Here is a 16,837-nt window from a genome sequence, read left to right on the forward strand (position 1 = left end):
CACATATTCTTTTCAAAAATTTTTCTAACCTATGGCAGGGGAAATTTGAAACTAAACCACTAATTCAAATTAAGTTTTTTTAATGGAAAAATCAATTAATATCTTGGCTGTCTTGGATGATTTTACTTTTACTGCGCTTGAGCTAGAGGCAAATGTAAATTTAATTTCATACCAGCATTGGTTTTATCATTTTTTCCCAGGAAAAATTGATTTTGTTTTAGTTGAATCTGCATGGTTAGGTCAGAACCGAAAATGGCAATACCATATTGCAGACTATCCAGAACATCCAAACCGTAATAATGATAAAGTCAAAGCACTGATTCAATGGGCTAAAAAACATCAAATTCCAACGATTTTCTGGAATAAGGAAGACCCGTACCATTTTGATCAATTTATTGATTCTGCACGCTTATTTGATTTTATTTTTACTACTGATCGTGCATCTATCCCGAATTATCAAAACTTGTGCCCAGACTCAAAAATTAATTATTTAAATTTTCCGTTTCAGCCCAAAATTCACTACCCTGCGCCGATCAGCCAAGCGGTGTCTCGCTCCAGCTTGTTTATGGGTAGCTATATGCATCATATGTTCCCGGAACGTCGTGAATGGCAAGATATTTTATTTCAAGCTGCAGCCCCACATGGCTTATGCATTATCAATCGACACGATGACAAAAAAGACAAGAATTATAAGTTCCCCGAAACACTGAAAGCAGAATATTTACACTCTGTTCCCTATCGTGAGACGGGACATATTATGCGTAAATTTCAACAAATTATTAATGTTAACTCAGTCACCACCTCGCCCACCATGCTCTCCAGAAGAGTGGTTGAAGGGATGGCCTGTGGTCGTTTGGTGATCAGCAATCCAAGCCTTGCACTCCAGAATTTATTTCCAGACCTGTGTGAAGTGGTTGAAACACAGGAACAGGCAGATGAATTATTTACTCAACTCAGCTTTGGATTAAGTCAGCAACAACATGAAAAAATACGTTATGCTTGTGATCATGTATTCACCCACTATACGGTGAAACAGTGGTTAAAAGACATCCTAAACAGCTGCCAAATCGATCACCCTTATTTATATGCTTAAATTTTTTTTCTCGAAAAAGAAAACACCTGATCATGACTGGGTTGATTTATCCATCGTCATTCCGATCGACTTAAGCTATCGTAGTAGTGATATTTTGCAAAGAATCAAGTGTCTGGTTTCGGCAGTACAAGACCAGCCCATTCGTTTTATTTTAGGTTGTAATGCACAACCAGAACGCCAAGTGCAACAACTCAAAAAGCTGATTGCAGGCTGCCCACAAATCACGTTGGTGATTGATCCAAGTGCCAGTGGACATCTTTCTCGTCTAAGAAATATTGCATTGGCACAAGTACAAACACACTATGTCATGTTTCTTGATATCGATATTCATATCAATCTTGAGCAAATCCACAATGCATTTGCTCAGGTACAACAGCATCCTGCACAGTTATGCATGTATCCATGTTTGTATTTGAGTAAAAAGGGCAGTAAACAAGTTAAGCGACTGACTTTAACAGCGTTTAAACAGGCCTATTATGACTTTAGGCGAGACCTGATTTTGCACTTGGCCTTTCCATCATCCATCATCATTACTGACTTAAAGTCTGTACAAACAATCGAAGGTTTTGATGAGCAATTTATTGGACATGGTTATGAAGATTTTGACTTCATGCTACGCTTATTTCAGCATAAAGGTTTAATTACATATCAACCTGCTTTGTTGCTTGATGAAACCTATCTAGCACCGATGATGGCCACAGGTTTCCGAGCCATTTTGGCGGAGAGCCAGCTAGAGCAACTCTTTCAAAAAGAATATTTCCTGCATATTCATCATGAAAAAGATAAAAAAAGCCTTTACCACCAACAACGGCAAGCGAATCAGCAGCGCTTTGAACTGAAACTTAAACAACAAATTGAAGATGGAACGCTAATTGATACAGCCCCACCCTATCTATTGAAAGCATTCTGTCAGTTGTTAACACAGTACTCTCTCAACCGCCCTGAATACTCAGCACTTTGGGCTGAGATCCAAGGGCATAAATTGAGAAAATAGCAATCTCCCAAATAATTAGGTTATTTAACTACGATATTGTCATAAAACAATTGCCAAATCTGCGACCCATTATCTTTATAAGCACTCGATGTCCAATATACATTAAATGAAATACTACCATTTGCATTATACACTGGACTAAAACTGGCTTTATAAGGAGCCAAACATTTACCTATTAACAATGGCTTCTCAGAAACTTTGAAATTTTCACCATCTTGACTTAAAGCAAAATATAAGTTTCTACTGAAGAAATTATCGTTAATTAATAGAACAGTTTGTTGTCCAACAAATCGGGCTTCCAAGTGCCATGGTTCAATATTTTTTGGACTATCAATGAAATGCACATCACTCCACATACCACCTAAATTCGATGCAGTTCTGTATGCAAGCGTTGTTTTATTCTTTCGATACCCAACATAGTATAAATACCATAAATTGTTTTCAGTATTATATAAAATTGAAGGGGATAAAATTGGGTCCTTATAGCTATTTGAAAATAGTACCTTTTCCTCAGACCACTTAAGCCCATCTCTGGATGTAACATAGCGTAAGTCAAATAGTCTATTACTAGCATTACCATGTAGAGAGGTGACAGTTCTCCACATCATAATTAACTCACCCTTGAATGGATCATAACCAAAATCAATATCCGAGTTATATGTTTTATCATCAGTGTTTATTTTTTTTGGCGCATCAGACAAGGGTTGTTTAAACCTTGCAATAAGATTGAACTTTTCTAAATTATTACTCTCATAGACTGTCGGATTTTCATACGCATCCTGTGTATTATGATAAGGCGTAATACCTAGCCAATACCTATTCTTTTCTACAAGTTTGCTCTGAAAGTCTAAAATAATTGGATGAACAACATGATCGTTTACAAAGTATGGCGTATCAAGACGAATTTTATCTCTCTGGTTGAGAGTATTTCTTTCTAGATCATTAATTGAAATATCATTACCAACTTTGCTAGGTAATAAACCACTAGGTATTGGAAAATATTGACCACACTCATCTAAGGAGTGCATAATTTTTGCGCCATTATCAGTCAGATTTGAAAGATCTAAAGCTTTCTTACATGGAACAGGATCTATTGGTTTAGAAGGTTCAACTACCTTGGGTACTTCAGGCTTATTTACAGTTGTTTCACTCCCACCCCCACTTCCACACCCAATGAGGCATATCGATAAAAATAAAGTTAAGTTTTTGAAATTCATAGCTTATTTAATCATTTATGGTTTAAGTTGATAAAAAAATTAATGCTATAAAAGGCAGAATTAATTTTTTGCGCCAACTGTATCATTTATGTATTAAAATTATATTAATTTTTAAAAATAAAATTCATAATGCTAATTATCGAATATACAATTTTCTAAAAAATACCCCAATATCTAGCTTATCAAAAAATCAAGTTATTTAAAGTAACATAAATCATAAAACAATTAAATTTAAAAAGTATTCATATTGAAAACACATGGGCTAAAAATAAAAAGCGGGCGAGAACATTATTTTCAAATTCTTAGAATTTTTATATCTACAGAAAAGTCTAACCTTATATTCGCCCTGTCCCCTATACCCAAACTTAAATGAGCTTTCCTTACGATAAAGTAATTGATCTACTTTTCTGCCGTCTTTAAACAAATATGCAGCAAAATCTATACTCTTATTTTCATTATGTACCACATGTGCATTAAAAATAAGCTCATTATTTATTAGATTAATTTTCATCTCATTAATAAAAATATCACTCAAATATATTTGATTTAGCTTTTCCAAAGTTTCAACATAAAACTTATCAACATAATGAAAGGCGGCAACTCCCCATTTGTGATCAGATTTTGCAACAAGTGAACTTTTTTCATATTCAATAAATTTTAAGCTAGGAAAATTTAATGCTAAATAATCATAAATTTTGGTTAAAAAAGCGTTTGCCTCTTTAATATAATTAATTGTTGGAGAAACGGTTTCACCATTATCTTTATGAGTAGACCAAAAAACCTTATTAATTAATATCTTATCTTCTTTTTTTAATAAAAGAAGTTTTTGATACAAAATATTAAATCCATCTAAAAATTTTTGTAAATGAATTTCAGATCCCGAAATGATCCTATTAAAAGAACCTTTTTCTTCATACCCTGTAGATTTGAGCTCTGCAGAATTTGTAAGCCATCCTTTGTTTTCAATATTTACTAGTCCATCCCTCTCATCAATAAAATCCATTAGTAAAAAATCAAAATCTTTATCTCCGATATATTTTAAAATATTTCTATGAATATCATCATTAACCATTCTCTTTTGAAAAGGCGATGAAATATTATCCAAATTAATATTTTCAATAACATCTGGAAAAGCAAGAGTCGCTAAAGAGCATCTGGCACCATAATGAACTAATTCAAAATTATCATTACCTTCAACCTCTAATGCATCTCTAGATACACAACTTCCACAAATAAAGACCTTGATCATAACTCATCCACTAATAATGCATTGCTTCACAGCCAGAGGATGAATAATAATTAAACAACCTCTAATTGAACGAAAAAATGTATAATCTATTATAACACGATCCGCCTTTCTATCTGCTAAAGTTAAATAGATATTTAAGTTCAATATTAAGAGGATATTAATTAAAAACACCCTTTACAATCAGTTGTATCAAATAATTTCAACTCTATTTATTTTGAAATTTGATATCTCATTATTCCAAATAAAAAATTTCAAACAATTAATCATTCCTTTTTCTTCAAGAACAATATTAAAGCTACCTTTAGCTTTTCCATCAAAAAAACTAATATATCTAAACCAACCAATATCATTATTTGTTGATCTGTTCAAACCATGAATTTTTCTTGCATCGAAATCAAAACCAAAAGAAAAAACTAAAGAGTTTGGCATATTCTTTTTTGTTACTGGAATCTCAAAGTCATAAACAATTTCATAAGATAATTTCTGATTTTTCATCGAAATTGGTAGTAAAGTTTTTCTATCTGCAATAAAAGAATCAACTAACGTAAATTGCTTTTCATTAATAGAAAAATTCTCTAAATCATATTTGAGAGACGGAAAATCTTCTTCTAAATTTATAGAAGAATCAATTTTTCTATATTCCATTAATTGTATATCAATATTATTATCAACACCTGATCTATGATTAGAATCTTGTTCAGAATGTAAAGTCCAGAAAAAAACAAAATTTCTAGAATCCAAAACCACAGGTAACTGAGAGTCAACATTATGATGACTAACTCCCCAAGGAATGTCTAACTTTCCATCAACAAAAACCCCAATATAAGCTTGGCCAATGGCTAAAAACCTTCTATTACAAATTCTAAAATCTACAAATCTACCATTTTCATAATGAGCAACTATTCCTTTCCCAAATGAAATACACATATTTTTAAATGATAGATTATTGTAACTATCAAGATAATCTAAATAGTTGATTGATAAAAGATCATCATCATCAAGTCTAAAATATGCAACTGAGCCATTACTTCTTCCTTGCAAAATATTATTTACAGGATTGCCAACATTGCTATCAACCTCATCAAGATATAAAAAATCATATTTTCTTGCAGCTGAATATAGGTGTTTTTTCCATTTTTCAGGCAAATTAGACGAGTAAGATACGATATGTTTATAAAAATAATCTTTACGCATTAGGTCTAAAAGAGGCAAAGACTTTTCGATAAATATCTCCATTCTAATAGACAAACGCTCATCAGAATAAAGGTTTTTTATATAATCCTCTTCTGTGAAACCAGAAATATTCCATGCTTTACTATCTGGAGAATAAACACTAAATCGAGTTTGACCAATAAAATACTGCATAACCAATCCAAAATTATCTTACTACTTTTAAAATATTTTCACAAAAAAGATCAATAGAGTAGTTATTTCTAACAAACTCATTGCCTATTACTGCTCTCTCTGTAAATAAATTGTAATCTTGATTAGTAGAAACAATATAATCGACTAAATCACCCACATTATTTAAAATATATTCATTTGGATATATGTACTCTACCCCTCTCCATGGCAAAAATAAACCTATGCCACCAGCTACAAAACCTTCTGCAGGTGCTAAATGAAAACTTTCAAACAATTCATCATTTTTACTAAGCGATAAAATATAACCATTTTTACCTACTTCTGTGTACATATCACACCAACCATGATATACAACATTATCTGAAAGATTATTATCACGAATATAACTGGTGCATTTATCAAAATATTCCATTTCTTCTTTATTGTTTTTAATCCATGGTAAATCATCAACAGTTTTACCATAAACATTAAGTTTATACTTTGAGTTATTTTTCACTAAACCAGAAAGTACCTTAAGACCTTCATAAAAACCTTTACCAGAAGGTAAAATACCAATCATACCAAGGTTATATAACTTATCTTCATTATCATATGAAATATATTTATCTACTAATAAGTAATTCGGTACTACAGTAACTTGACTACGTTTAATTTTAATTTTTTCAATGATTTTTTCATAAAAATATGGAGAGACTGCAATAATTTTATCAATTTTAGATTTCTCTATCAGGTTGATATATTTTGTAGTCAACTCAAAACGATGTAATCTTATTATTAGTTTTTGGTGAGCCTTCTTATTATTCGCATACCAAACTGCATTTCCGAGCAGCCATTCGCAGAATATAACATCTGCCCATTCTAACAATTTTTTGCTTTGCTCTATATTATGAGATTCATGTCCGGACCATTCATCTATTTCTATTGCATAATATTTTTCCAAAAATGGAATTGAGGGTTTTATAAATTTAAGATCATAACCTGCAACAACCATTTTAGGCTTTATTAAATTCAAGCATTTTTCATACTGATTTTCTTTAATTGCTTCAATAATATCAATAAATTTTTGACTAAATTTATTAAGTTGCATATGCTGGATATTATCAGAAATCAACTTAGATAATTGACTAAATAACTCTTTATCAATATCATGCGTATAAAATTTTAAAAGTGAAAATATTACACTCTGAATGGCTATACGTAGACGTAATTCATAGAAACTAAGACCAATTTTTGATAATATATTTTCAGCACCCTTCCATACAACCAAATGGTTTTCTAACTCACGCTTGCCGTAGGTTTGAGTACTGGAAAGTCTTTTTTGATTTACTTGCTGGTTATATATAAATGTGGGATGGTCAATATAATATATTTTCTCGGTTTTTGAGAAAATCTCTAAAGTAAAGAGTATATCCTCTCCCATCCGAATATTTTCTTTCCATCTGATATTTTTAAGCAGACTTTTCCTAACCAACTGAATAGCTGTTAAAGATTGCTTACTCACAATTGTTCTAATTTTCTCTAAATATTCTAATTCATTAAAATTTAAATTTAATCTATTAAATTCTTTTTTTTCCTTACCATTATCAGTAAGAAAATATCCTCTTACAACATCAACATCATTTGACAAAGTAAATTTATATAAAGATTCTAATGTATCCTCAATTAATGCATCATCTGAGTCTAGATAGAAAATAAACTCACCTTTTGCTTTTGTTACTCCAAAATTCCTTGGTTTTGATGGAGATCCAGAGTTTTTATTAAGTTTAAAAACGTGGAAATTAGACTTTGATTTTACATAGTTGCGAAGAAACTGGTACGTTCCGTCATTTGAACAATCATCAACAAAAATTACTTCAAAAAAATGCTTTGCGAGAGTTTGACTCTCTAATGACTTCAAACAGTTATCAATCTTAGAAATTGCATTATAACAAGGTACAATTACTGAAATTTTCATTAGATTCTCCCCCATATATTACTATCTAAACAATATACAGTTTCATTTACATGATTATTTAATGAATTGAATAATTTCATAAAATTATTTTTTCTTGAAAATACATTTTTCACGACAAAACCCTTCTTAAATTTGTATTTATATTCATCATCAATAATTACATGAGAGTCTTCTAGATAATAACTATGTGCTAAAAATTTTTCAGCAGCCTTATAAAACCCATCAAAATTATGATCAAGCAACAAAAAGTGTGTTGTTTCAATTAAATCATGAGGTATACCATATTTATTTAAATAATCTTTAGATACCACATTAATTAAATTAGAATTATACTTAAATATATAATCCTTAATCTTAAGCTTTTCAATTGAATCACCTAAAACAATTAATAATTTAATATCTTTATTATCCTCTTCAAAATCATCAATAATTTTATTAATTTCTTCTTCGTTATTTAAAAGAACAACAATTGTGACAGCATTACAATCAGGCAAAGTTTTATAATCTATTTTATTTAAAATATAATTCCATCTATGTCTATATGTATGATTCAATAAAACATAATCAAGAGCCTTAGATCGTATAATATCCATATCTTTAACTGATAAATCCTCCAATACACTTGGATTTTTTTCCAAATCTAAATATAGGCCTTTTAATAAAGAATCCATTCCATTAGAACTATTGCTTAAGACTAAAGTATTACTAGACATCAATTCAAATGCTCTACGTGCAAACATAGTTTTTGAATCTTTAACAGTATTAAAAGTAAGTGCCGATTTACTTTCTTTATAAAGCTCAGGCATTTGAGTAAAAGGAACTCCTGGATAAATATATGAATTATATTTTTCTGGGTACTTATGTAACTCATCATCTGAGCCATAGTAGCGATCAACAATTTTTAAGTCATGGCTTTTTAAAATTGCATCAAGAATATTTTCCATATCTTTTGAACGTTGAGTATGATTTGCATACCAACTTCCAGCAAATATTATACTATTACTACGTTCATTTCCTTCAATTGGATTAAACATTTTTGGTGTTGTTGCAAATGGCAATGCATAAACATTTTTCAAACCATAATCTTTTTTATATTGTTCAATACACTCTTCTGCAGTTGTAAATACAAAATCAAATAATGCAGCTGTTTTAACAAAATCATGAACTCGGTCTGAATAATGTGTAGGATCTTCCTTATTCCAGAAAACTGTCGGTATATTGCTTTTTTTACAAAAATCTAAAATCTCCAACAATTCTTTTCTGTTTTCATTTTTAAAATTTGTACTTGTATATACTCTACCCTTCCATGGTCTAGTATTAGAGTCACTTCCTGACCAAGCAGATTCACAAAAGAATATATCTGGTAACTCTTTGGCAAATGTTTCTTTCCAATTTTGTGGTGTAATTACTATTGCATTAAACTCATCTTTAAAACAATTAAATGAGAATTCATCAAGAATAACAGCAACCTTTAATTCAGTTGTTGGCTTTAAAACAAACTGTTTTTTTTCAACAGTTTCTACTTTTTGATTTTTCTCCTTTTCTGCCATATATAACTTATATGCTAAGCTATCAATTTCATCAAAAAACTTCTTTCTTCTTGAGATACTTTCTCTTTCTTCTTCTATAAATTTCTTAAAATTTTGAATTTGGTTAATATGCTTTTCTTGTCTTTTCTTTAAAAAATTATTTTTTAAAATAGTAGATAAAACTTTTCTCTGAACCTTTTGTTCAGAAATTTTAGTTGATATTAACTTTATTATTTCATCTTCAGTATGTAATTTATATTTATTCCCTATAAAATCAGAATATAGATTTAGAAAAAGCAAAAAAGTTTCTTCTATACCTAATTTATTCTTTGAATTATATTTTAGAAGACATTGAACTATAAAGTTAACACTATTACTAAAATTTTGCTCACTTTCTACTTGTTCTTTAGCAAATTTTCTTAAAATTCTTTCAGTTGTCTGGCTTAGCTGAAGTTTATTCCAATGTTGATTTCTTTTTGTTTGTGCTTCATCTAACTCTTTAACCAGTTGCTCTAATTTAGTACTCATTTGCTTATCCCTATTAACCCACAAAACTCATAACAGTATCAGCTGAAAGTTGAATGAACTCCGTATGTTTAACTAATACCGCACGTACATCTGCTTGCTCTAAAGCTTCATCTAAGTCCACTAAACGACCATTGGTGATTTCAGCAGGTAATTTATGAATATTCGGTTCAACCAAAAATAGCTCTACATCATGATTCAAGCCAAATTCTTTCGCAATTTCAACCGCTGGACTTTCTCGTAAATCGTCAATATCAGGTTTAAATGCTAAACCGAGTAAAGCTACTTTTGGTTTACGTCCTAAAGCACCTAGTTTTTCAATTTCATTTTCAATTTGCTGAATAACCCATTTTGGCTTGTAATCATTTACTTCACGCGCTGAACGTACCATTTTTGCCAGTTCAGGAGTTTTGTTGACAATAAACCATGGGTCTACAGCGATACAATGTCCACCAACACCAGCACCAGGTCTTAAGATATTCACACGTGGATGATGGTTCGCCAGTTTAATTAACTCCCATACATCAATATCTAAACGGTCACAAATCAAAGAAAGCTCGTTGGCAAACGCAATATTGACATCACGAAAGGCATTTTCGGTCAGCTTGGTCATTTCTGCAGTACGCGCATTGGTTTCTAACAACTCACCTTTAACAAAGATGCGATAAACTTCTTTTGCTTTTTGGGTACATTCTGCAGTCATCCCCCCAATAGTACGGTTGTTTTCAACCAATTCACGAATCACATGACCTGGTAAAACACGTTCAGGACAGTAAGCAATATGGACATCTATTTCAGTGTCCGTTTCATGCTTCGCAAATTTTAGATCAGAACGTAGAGTCGATAGCCACTCAACCATCTGTTCCGTCGCTCCAACGGGAGAAGTTGACTCTAAAATGACAATATTGCCTTTCTCTAGTACAGGTGCAATGGTATTTACTGCCGCTTCAATATAAGAAAGGTCTGGTGTGTAATCTTCGCCTTTAAAAGGCGTTGGTACTGCAATCAAAAACGCATCGGCTTTTTCTGCTTGTAGAGATGCTCTTAAATGGCCTGAAGACACCACTTTTTTTACAATTTCTTCTAAACCTGGCTCAACAATATGGATCTTACCTTCATTAATGGTATCAATCGCATACTGATTCACATCAAGCCCGATCACTTGTGCGCCAGCATTGGCAAACATGGTTGCTGTTGGTAATCCAATATAACCTAGGCCACTGACTGAAATTTTTAACTCTGACATGAATATTCTCTACAATATTTAAAATATGGTTCTATTTTTCATTAACAATTTACACTTAAGCAAATTGCTTTAGATGTTCAATAATTCGTTGACACGCCAAGCCATCACCATAAGGATTGTGTGCAAGACTCATTTGCTGATGTAGGGTTTGGTCATCTAACAAAGCAGAGGTCTGCTGAATAATTAATTCTTTTGAGGTACCCACTAGCTTTACCGTTCCTGCTTCTACAGCTTCTTGGCGTTCTGTGGTATCACGCATGACCAACACTGGAATACCTAAAGAAGGTGCTTCTTCTTGAATACCACCCGAGTCGGTTAAAATAATATGACTATGTTGCATCAACCAAATAAACTGGACGTACTCTTGTGGCTCAATCAATTTAATATTATCTACGCCATCAAGATACTGATAAACAGGCTGCATCACATTTGGGTTCATATGTACAGGATAGACAAATTCGACCTCAGGGTAGCTTTCCGCTAGTGCTTTAATCGCTTTACAGATATTCTCAAAACCTTCACCAAAGTTTTCACGACGGTGGCCAGTAATCAGAACACGCTTTTTGTCGAGGTCCAACATATGAAAATGCGCACGCATTTCTTGCTGTAAAGCCTCATTATTATTCAGTTGGTCTTTTACATAAAATAATGCATCAATTACGGTATTGCCAGTAATACAGATTTTGCTTTTATTGATATGTTCTTGAAGTAAATGGTTGGCAGAGGTTTCGGTTGGGCAGAAATGCCATTTGGCAATCACACTGGTCAACTGACGATTGGCTTCTTCTGGCCATGGTGAATAAATATCGTAAGTACGTAAACCCGCCTCGACATGGCCGACATCAATTTTTTGATAGAAAGCCGCCATTGCTGTACTGAGTGTTGTTGATGTATCCCCATGTACCAGTACCAGATCTGGTTTGCAATCCACCAAAACCTCCTCAAGTGCCAGCATCATTCTGGCATTCAGTTCCGTCAGGCTTTGTCCTGCTTTCATAATATTGAGATCATAGTCGGGTTGAATATCAAATACAGATAAAACAGAATCCAGCATTTGTCGATGCTGAGCTGTGATACACACCTTTGTTTCAAAAAATGGATCTGCACTTAATAGTTTTACCAAAGGCGCCATTTTAATCGCTTCAGGTCTGGTTCCAAACACAACTAACACTTTCATACTTTCACCAAATTATTCAATAATTTATTCAAAAATTATTGTTTCAACACCTTATACCATATATTTTTTTACCTTGATCCAAGTACCCATCAAGGCGCTATAAGCAATCCATGCAAAAAAACAAGTTATCCCTATAAATCCAATGCCACTTTGGCTGCAATCGCAATCTGATACAGTACTTGGGTAATGCCCCGCGTTAATTCCACCACTTTGGTTTGCGCCTTAGGAAGAACTAAAATCTCATCCCCCTGTTGAATCTTATAGCGTTTACTGACCAGTTCAGACTCACCATTCTGATGAATCACCACCAGTTTCGATTTATTCGACTTTTGGGTAAAACCACCAACCTGATCAATATATGATGCCGCAGTCATATTGGGTTGCCATACTACGCCATTCGGGAAGGTGACTTCACCATGCACCATAATGACCGAAGTTTTTTCAGGAATATTTAATATATCCCCGTTTTCTAAAATCACATCATCAAAGTCTTTGGCATTTAAAACCACTTGACCTTTTGGCTCTACCGTTCGTGCCTTAGCAATAAACTGTTTAACCAGTTCAGCATCTTTTACCCGTAGGTTGGCTTCTTCCTGTGTGGTTGAGCGTACAGAAAATGTTGCTTCTTCAAGTTTATCTAAAGAAACGTTTAACATTTCCTTTTGTCGCTTGGCAACCGATGGACGGAAAAGCTGTAATGCATTGACCTCTGACAAGGTATTCGGCTGAATCTGTTTCATCACTTCTGACAGTTTGGAACCATATGGCAATACCACAGCATGTGCACCATTATGTGCACCCTCAACCCTCACCTGAATCGTGCCGGCATAACGGTCAGCCGTCACTGTTAAGATATCACCATCTTCAATCACCACATTATTGGCAGCAGAGAGCGGATAATATTCACTGCGGTACTCTGTACCCTGACGACGCATAATGCTGACATTGGTCGCCCCGGGTTTCAGTTTTGCTACCGATAACGCCTGTGCAACAGTGACTTCAGGCACATTAAATTCAAAGTCATAGGCATTAAACACCTCACCCGAGACCGAGAAGGTATGACTTCGTGGCGCAACCACAATGACATCACCATCACGGAAACTATAAGGCTGTAGTTTGCCTGCAATTAAAAAGTCATACAGATTGACATATTGCTTGAGCTGCCCATTACGCATGATACGGATATCGACATAACTTCCGCGTTGTGCATCGACCCCACCGGCACGATCCAAATATGCCAGTACGCTGTCATTGGCGACACCACCATAAGAACCAGGCTGATTCACAAAACCTGTAACCATCACTTTAACCGGTTGAGACTGCACCAGAGCTGCATAGACACCAACATTGGCGACATAGGTTTTACGGACATAGCCTTCAATTAACGACTGTAGTCGACCATTGGTGGTACCTGCCACTTTGACAGGACCTACATTGGGAATAAAAATATTGCCTTGCGGGTCTACGGTTAAAGTACCCGCAAACTGGTAAGCACCCCAAAGGCGTAAATTAATATTATCACCAGGATTCAAGACATAGCTGTCATTAAAAGTTGAGCCTGCGGTACTGGCAAAAGCACCTTTAAACAGCTGTTCACCAAACATTTTGGTTGTCGTTGAGTACTTTTGTGTGCTGCTTGGAGACAAACCAACCACGGATTGACTTGGTAAAATTGTATTATCTGGAGGATTAATATTCGCTTGTAATAGATCTTTTGTTAATTCTTGAGGTAAAAGAGTCGTAGTATCAGCACCATAACAATGAAATGAGCTAACTGCAAGCATACTGGTGATTAATAATTTTTTCATTGTGCTTACTCCTTATGCTCACGGATAATCGAGTAAATCAACATCGTGATACCAAATAAAATATTTAAAATCAGAAAATAAGTCGCAATCAAATAAAGAATACGTGGATAGATTGCATCTTGTGCTAGTTCAGGGGTAGATATCACAACTAGTTTTTTCAGTTTACGAGAGGCTTCCAAACGGGCTTTTTCAAGTGATGCAAGTGACAGCTTATAAATATCTGTTGAAAACTCAACGTTAGCTTTTAAGGCTTCAAAATCCGCTACACTCTTATTCAATTTACTGGTATTTGGTGAAGTCAATTTAGCCTTTTCATCGGCAATTTGTTTCTGCACCGATTCAATCTGACTACGGATCGCCACCACCTGTGGAGCGGTTTCATTTAAATAGCTTAATAAAGTTCTTTCTTCTGTACTTAACTTTGACAAATTCGCCTCGAGAGTTGCAACAATAGTAGCAATTGCTTGAGCCTGTGCCTGTGGATCAAACATTTGATTCTTATTTTGATACTCCAACAAAATATCGCGCGAATTATCCAATTGCGTTTTAGCTTCGTTTAATTGCTTTTCGGCAAACTTAAGTTGCTCTGTTGCAATCTGTTTAGACAAATCATTAATAAAACTTTCACTATTTTTTATTATTTCTTGGTTTAATCGTAAAGCAAATTCTGAACTAAAGCCCTGTGATGAAATTGTTAACATCATGGTTTTTTCATCTAAGTCTACATTAACTCGATGATTAAAATATTTTACTAAATCTTCGACTGATGCATCTGGACTAAGTCCAAAAACTGGATCATTTTGTGCAATAAAGGCTTTACGCAAGTTGAGCTTTTTTTCGAGGCTTTCAACCATATTACGCGAACTAATATAAGCCGTTAAAATATGCGCATCTTCACTATTGGTATTACTCACACCCAGTAATGTACTTAATCCACCTGCTGCAGAGGCACTAGATACTTCGCCAACCTGTTTTACTAATAAAGTCGATTGAGAAACAAAACGATGCTGAGCAAAAATCATTAGATACGCAATAATCAGCAATAATGGCAACATCACAATGGCGATGTAACTAATCACTAAACCTTTATTTGTTATTGACCGCATATGCTTTATAGACCTCTATTGCCTCTGCAATATCTTCAAAAAATTCCGCTTGACCATTCCGCATCAAAAATGCCACATCACAATTGCGGGTTAGATCATTTAGATCGTGGGAAACCATAATAATATTGGACTTCTGCTTTAAATCATCAAGTAAAGCTTGGCTTTTCTTCCTAAAATTGGCATCACCGACTGCTCCTGCTTCATCGAGCAGATAATAATCGAAGTTAAAGGCCATACTCAGGCCAAAACCAATACGACCACGCATACCCGATGAATAGCTTTTAATCGGCATATCAAAATACTTGCCGATATCAGCAAAAGACTCAACAAAATCAACAACTTGATCTACTTCCTCTTCATGACTTAGGTAAAGTCGAGCGACAAACCGAACATTTTGTCGGGCTGTCATACTGCCCTGAAAACCACCTGACAACGCTACAGGCCAAGAAATAGTTTTATTGGTCACCACTTTGCCACTGTCGGCAAAATCAATCCCACCTATAATTCTTAATAAGGTACTTTTACCTGCACCATTTTTACCTAAAATCGCTACACTTTTATTTTCAGGTAAAGTGACATTTAAATCTTTAAAAACATAGTGCCGCCCTTTGGGAGTCACATAGGATTTGGTTAAATTACGAAGTTCAATCATTTGGACTTAACCATTTGCTGTTCAAAGCGTTTATATAGTAACAGACCAAAAAATAAAGAACCAATAATCCACTCACCCACATAAGTCAATGAAATACCTTGTGTTAATGGATAATTCGGAGCGACCGCATGTCGCATTGACTCTAATATATGAATTACAGGATTCCATAATAAATATTGCTGATATTCATAAGGTATTAAATGAATGGTATAAACTACAGCAGATAAAAAATAGAGAATAAAAAACAACATTGGTAAAAACTTGTTCAACTCATGTGAAATATCACCAATCACCATAAATACTAGTGCTAGGCTAAAACTCAAAAGAAACAATAAAAACCAATACCCTAATAGAGCAGGAATTGCCTCAAAACTAATATGAAAGCCCAACCAAAGTAATACTGCACTAAAAAATAGATAAGAAACAAAATGTAAAAAAAGCTCTAAAAAACTACGTGCGATTAGCGTATCAATCGGTTTTACTGGTCGATAACTAAATAAACCTTGGTTAGCCTGAACGGCACCCAAAGACTGACTAACAGTCGTTCTAAATAGAAAAAATGGAATAATCCCATTGACCAGAAAAACTTCAAAATCAATACCCGGTATGGTATGGCTTACCGCACCAAATAGAATAAGCATAAAACCGATATGCAGCGCTGGCTCAAGTAAAATCCAGACATAACCAAGACGGTACTGACCAAAACGGGTTTGCAACTCGCGTAAAAAAAGTGCACGAACTGCTGCATACATAACCTGCAGTCCGCCACGGGGTTTTAACCGTGGTAATCCTTTTAAACTGGATGTTTGCTCATCCATCCGACCCCCTGTAAGTGCTTAATCTTTGCACTAGCCTTATTTTCCAGCGAAGCTTAAATTATTTTTTCGAAAAGTTAAAGTTTCAAAATGTTCCATAATTTCAA

At 33.9% G+C, this 16,837-nt stretch carries 13 protein-coding genes; 2 read left to right on the plus strand and 11 right to left on the minus strand.

The window, feature by feature from the left end:
* Positions 1–82: 82 nt before the first annotated feature.
* Together F993_RS03490 and F993_RS03485 are read left to right on the plus strand one after the other, a co-directional pair.
* A complete protein-coding gene (locus F993_RS03490; protein ID WP_004656628.1) occupies positions 83–1,093 on the plus strand; it encodes a CgeB family protein in 1,011 nt (336 codons plus the stop codon).
* The gene (locus F993_RS03485) at positions 1,086–2,087 is read left to right on the plus strand and encodes a galactosyltransferase-related protein (RefSeq protein ID WP_004656629.1); all 1,002 of its coding nucleotides are present in this window, start codon (positions 1,086–1,088) and stop codon (positions 2,085–2,087) included. The genes F993_RS03490 and F993_RS03485 overlap by 8 nt, the downstream gene beginning before the upstream one ends.
* Before the next feature lie 20 nt (positions 2,088–2,107).
* Here F993_RS03485 and F993_RS03480 read toward each other — a convergent pair whose 3' ends face one another.
* From F993_RS03480 to F993_RS03435, 11 genes are all read right to left on the minus strand, one after another.
* Positions 2,108–3,304 carry a hypothetical protein gene (locus F993_RS03480; RefSeq protein ID WP_004656630.1) on the minus strand — a complete coding sequence of 399 codons (1,197 nt, stop codon included), beginning with the start codon at positions 3,302–3,304 and terminating at the stop codon, positions 2,108–2,110.
* Between the two features lie 262 nt (positions 3,305–3,566).
* On the minus strand, positions 3,567–4,553 hold the full coding sequence (locus F993_RS03475) for a DUF6270 domain-containing protein (RefSeq protein WP_004656632.1): 987 nt from the start codon (positions 4,551–4,553) through the stop codon (positions 3,567–3,569).
* Positions 4,554–4,742: 189 nt separating this feature from the next.
* Positions 4,743–5,918, minus strand: coding sequence for a glycosyltransferase (locus F993_RS03470; protein ID WP_004656634.1), 1,176 nt, complete (start codon positions 5,916–5,918; stop codon positions 4,743–4,745).
* Between the two features lie 13 nt (positions 5,919–5,931).
* Positions 5,932–7,872, minus strand: a complete 1,941-nt coding sequence (locus F993_RS03465) for a glycosyltransferase (RefSeq protein WP_004656636.1) — start codon at positions 7,870–7,872, stop codon at positions 5,932–5,934.
* Positions 7,872–9,929: a CgeB family protein gene (locus F993_RS0119800; RefSeq protein WP_004656638.1), complete on the minus strand. Its 2,058-nt coding sequence runs from the start codon at positions 9,927–9,929 to the stop codon at positions 7,872–7,874. Before F993_RS0119800 ends, F993_RS03465 begins: the two co-directional genes overlap by 1 nt.
* A 13-nt stretch (positions 9,930–9,942) precedes the next feature.
* Positions 9,943–11,172: a UDP-N-acetyl-D-mannosamine dehydrogenase gene (gene wecC, locus F993_RS03460; RefSeq protein ID WP_004656640.1), complete on the minus strand. Its 1,230-nt coding sequence runs from the start codon at positions 11,170–11,172 to the stop codon at positions 9,943–9,945.
* Positions 11,173–11,227: 55 nt separating this feature from the next.
* Positions 11,228–12,349, minus strand: a complete 1,122-nt coding sequence (wecB, locus tag F993_RS03455) for a non-hydrolyzing UDP-N-acetylglucosamine 2-epimerase (RefSeq protein WP_004656643.1) — start codon at positions 12,347–12,349, stop codon at positions 11,228–11,230.
* 131 nt (positions 12,350–12,480) lie between these two features.
* On the minus strand, positions 12,481–14,157 hold the full coding sequence (locus F993_RS03450; protein ID WP_004656645.1) for a polysaccharide biosynthesis/export family protein: 1,677 nt from the start codon (positions 14,155–14,157) through the stop codon (positions 12,481–12,483).
* A 5-nt stretch (positions 14,158–14,162) separates the two neighbouring features.
* Complete coding sequence (locus F993_RS03445; protein ID WP_004656647.1) at positions 14,163–15,263, minus strand: KpsE/RkpR family capsule polysaccharide export protein; 1,101 nt, start codon at positions 15,261–15,263, stop codon at positions 14,163–14,165.
* The gene (locus tag F993_RS03440) at positions 15,244–15,915 is read right to left on the minus strand and encodes an ABC transporter ATP-binding protein (RefSeq protein WP_004656649.1); all 672 of its coding nucleotides are present in this window, start codon (positions 15,913–15,915) and stop codon (positions 15,244–15,246) included. Before F993_RS03440 ends, F993_RS03445 begins: the two co-directional genes overlap by 20 nt.
* Positions 15,912–16,733, minus strand: a complete 822-nt coding sequence (locus F993_RS03435; protein ID WP_004656651.1) for an ABC transporter permease — start codon at positions 16,731–16,733, stop codon at positions 15,912–15,914. The genes F993_RS03440 and F993_RS03435 overlap by 4 nt, the downstream gene beginning before the upstream one ends.
* Between the last annotated feature and the right edge of the window lie 104 nt (positions 16,734–16,837).

The organism is Acinetobacter proteolyticus (assembly GCF_000367945.1).
GTDB classification, from domain to species: domain Bacteria; phylum Pseudomonadota; class Gammaproteobacteria; order Pseudomonadales; family Moraxellaceae; genus Acinetobacter; species Acinetobacter proteolyticus.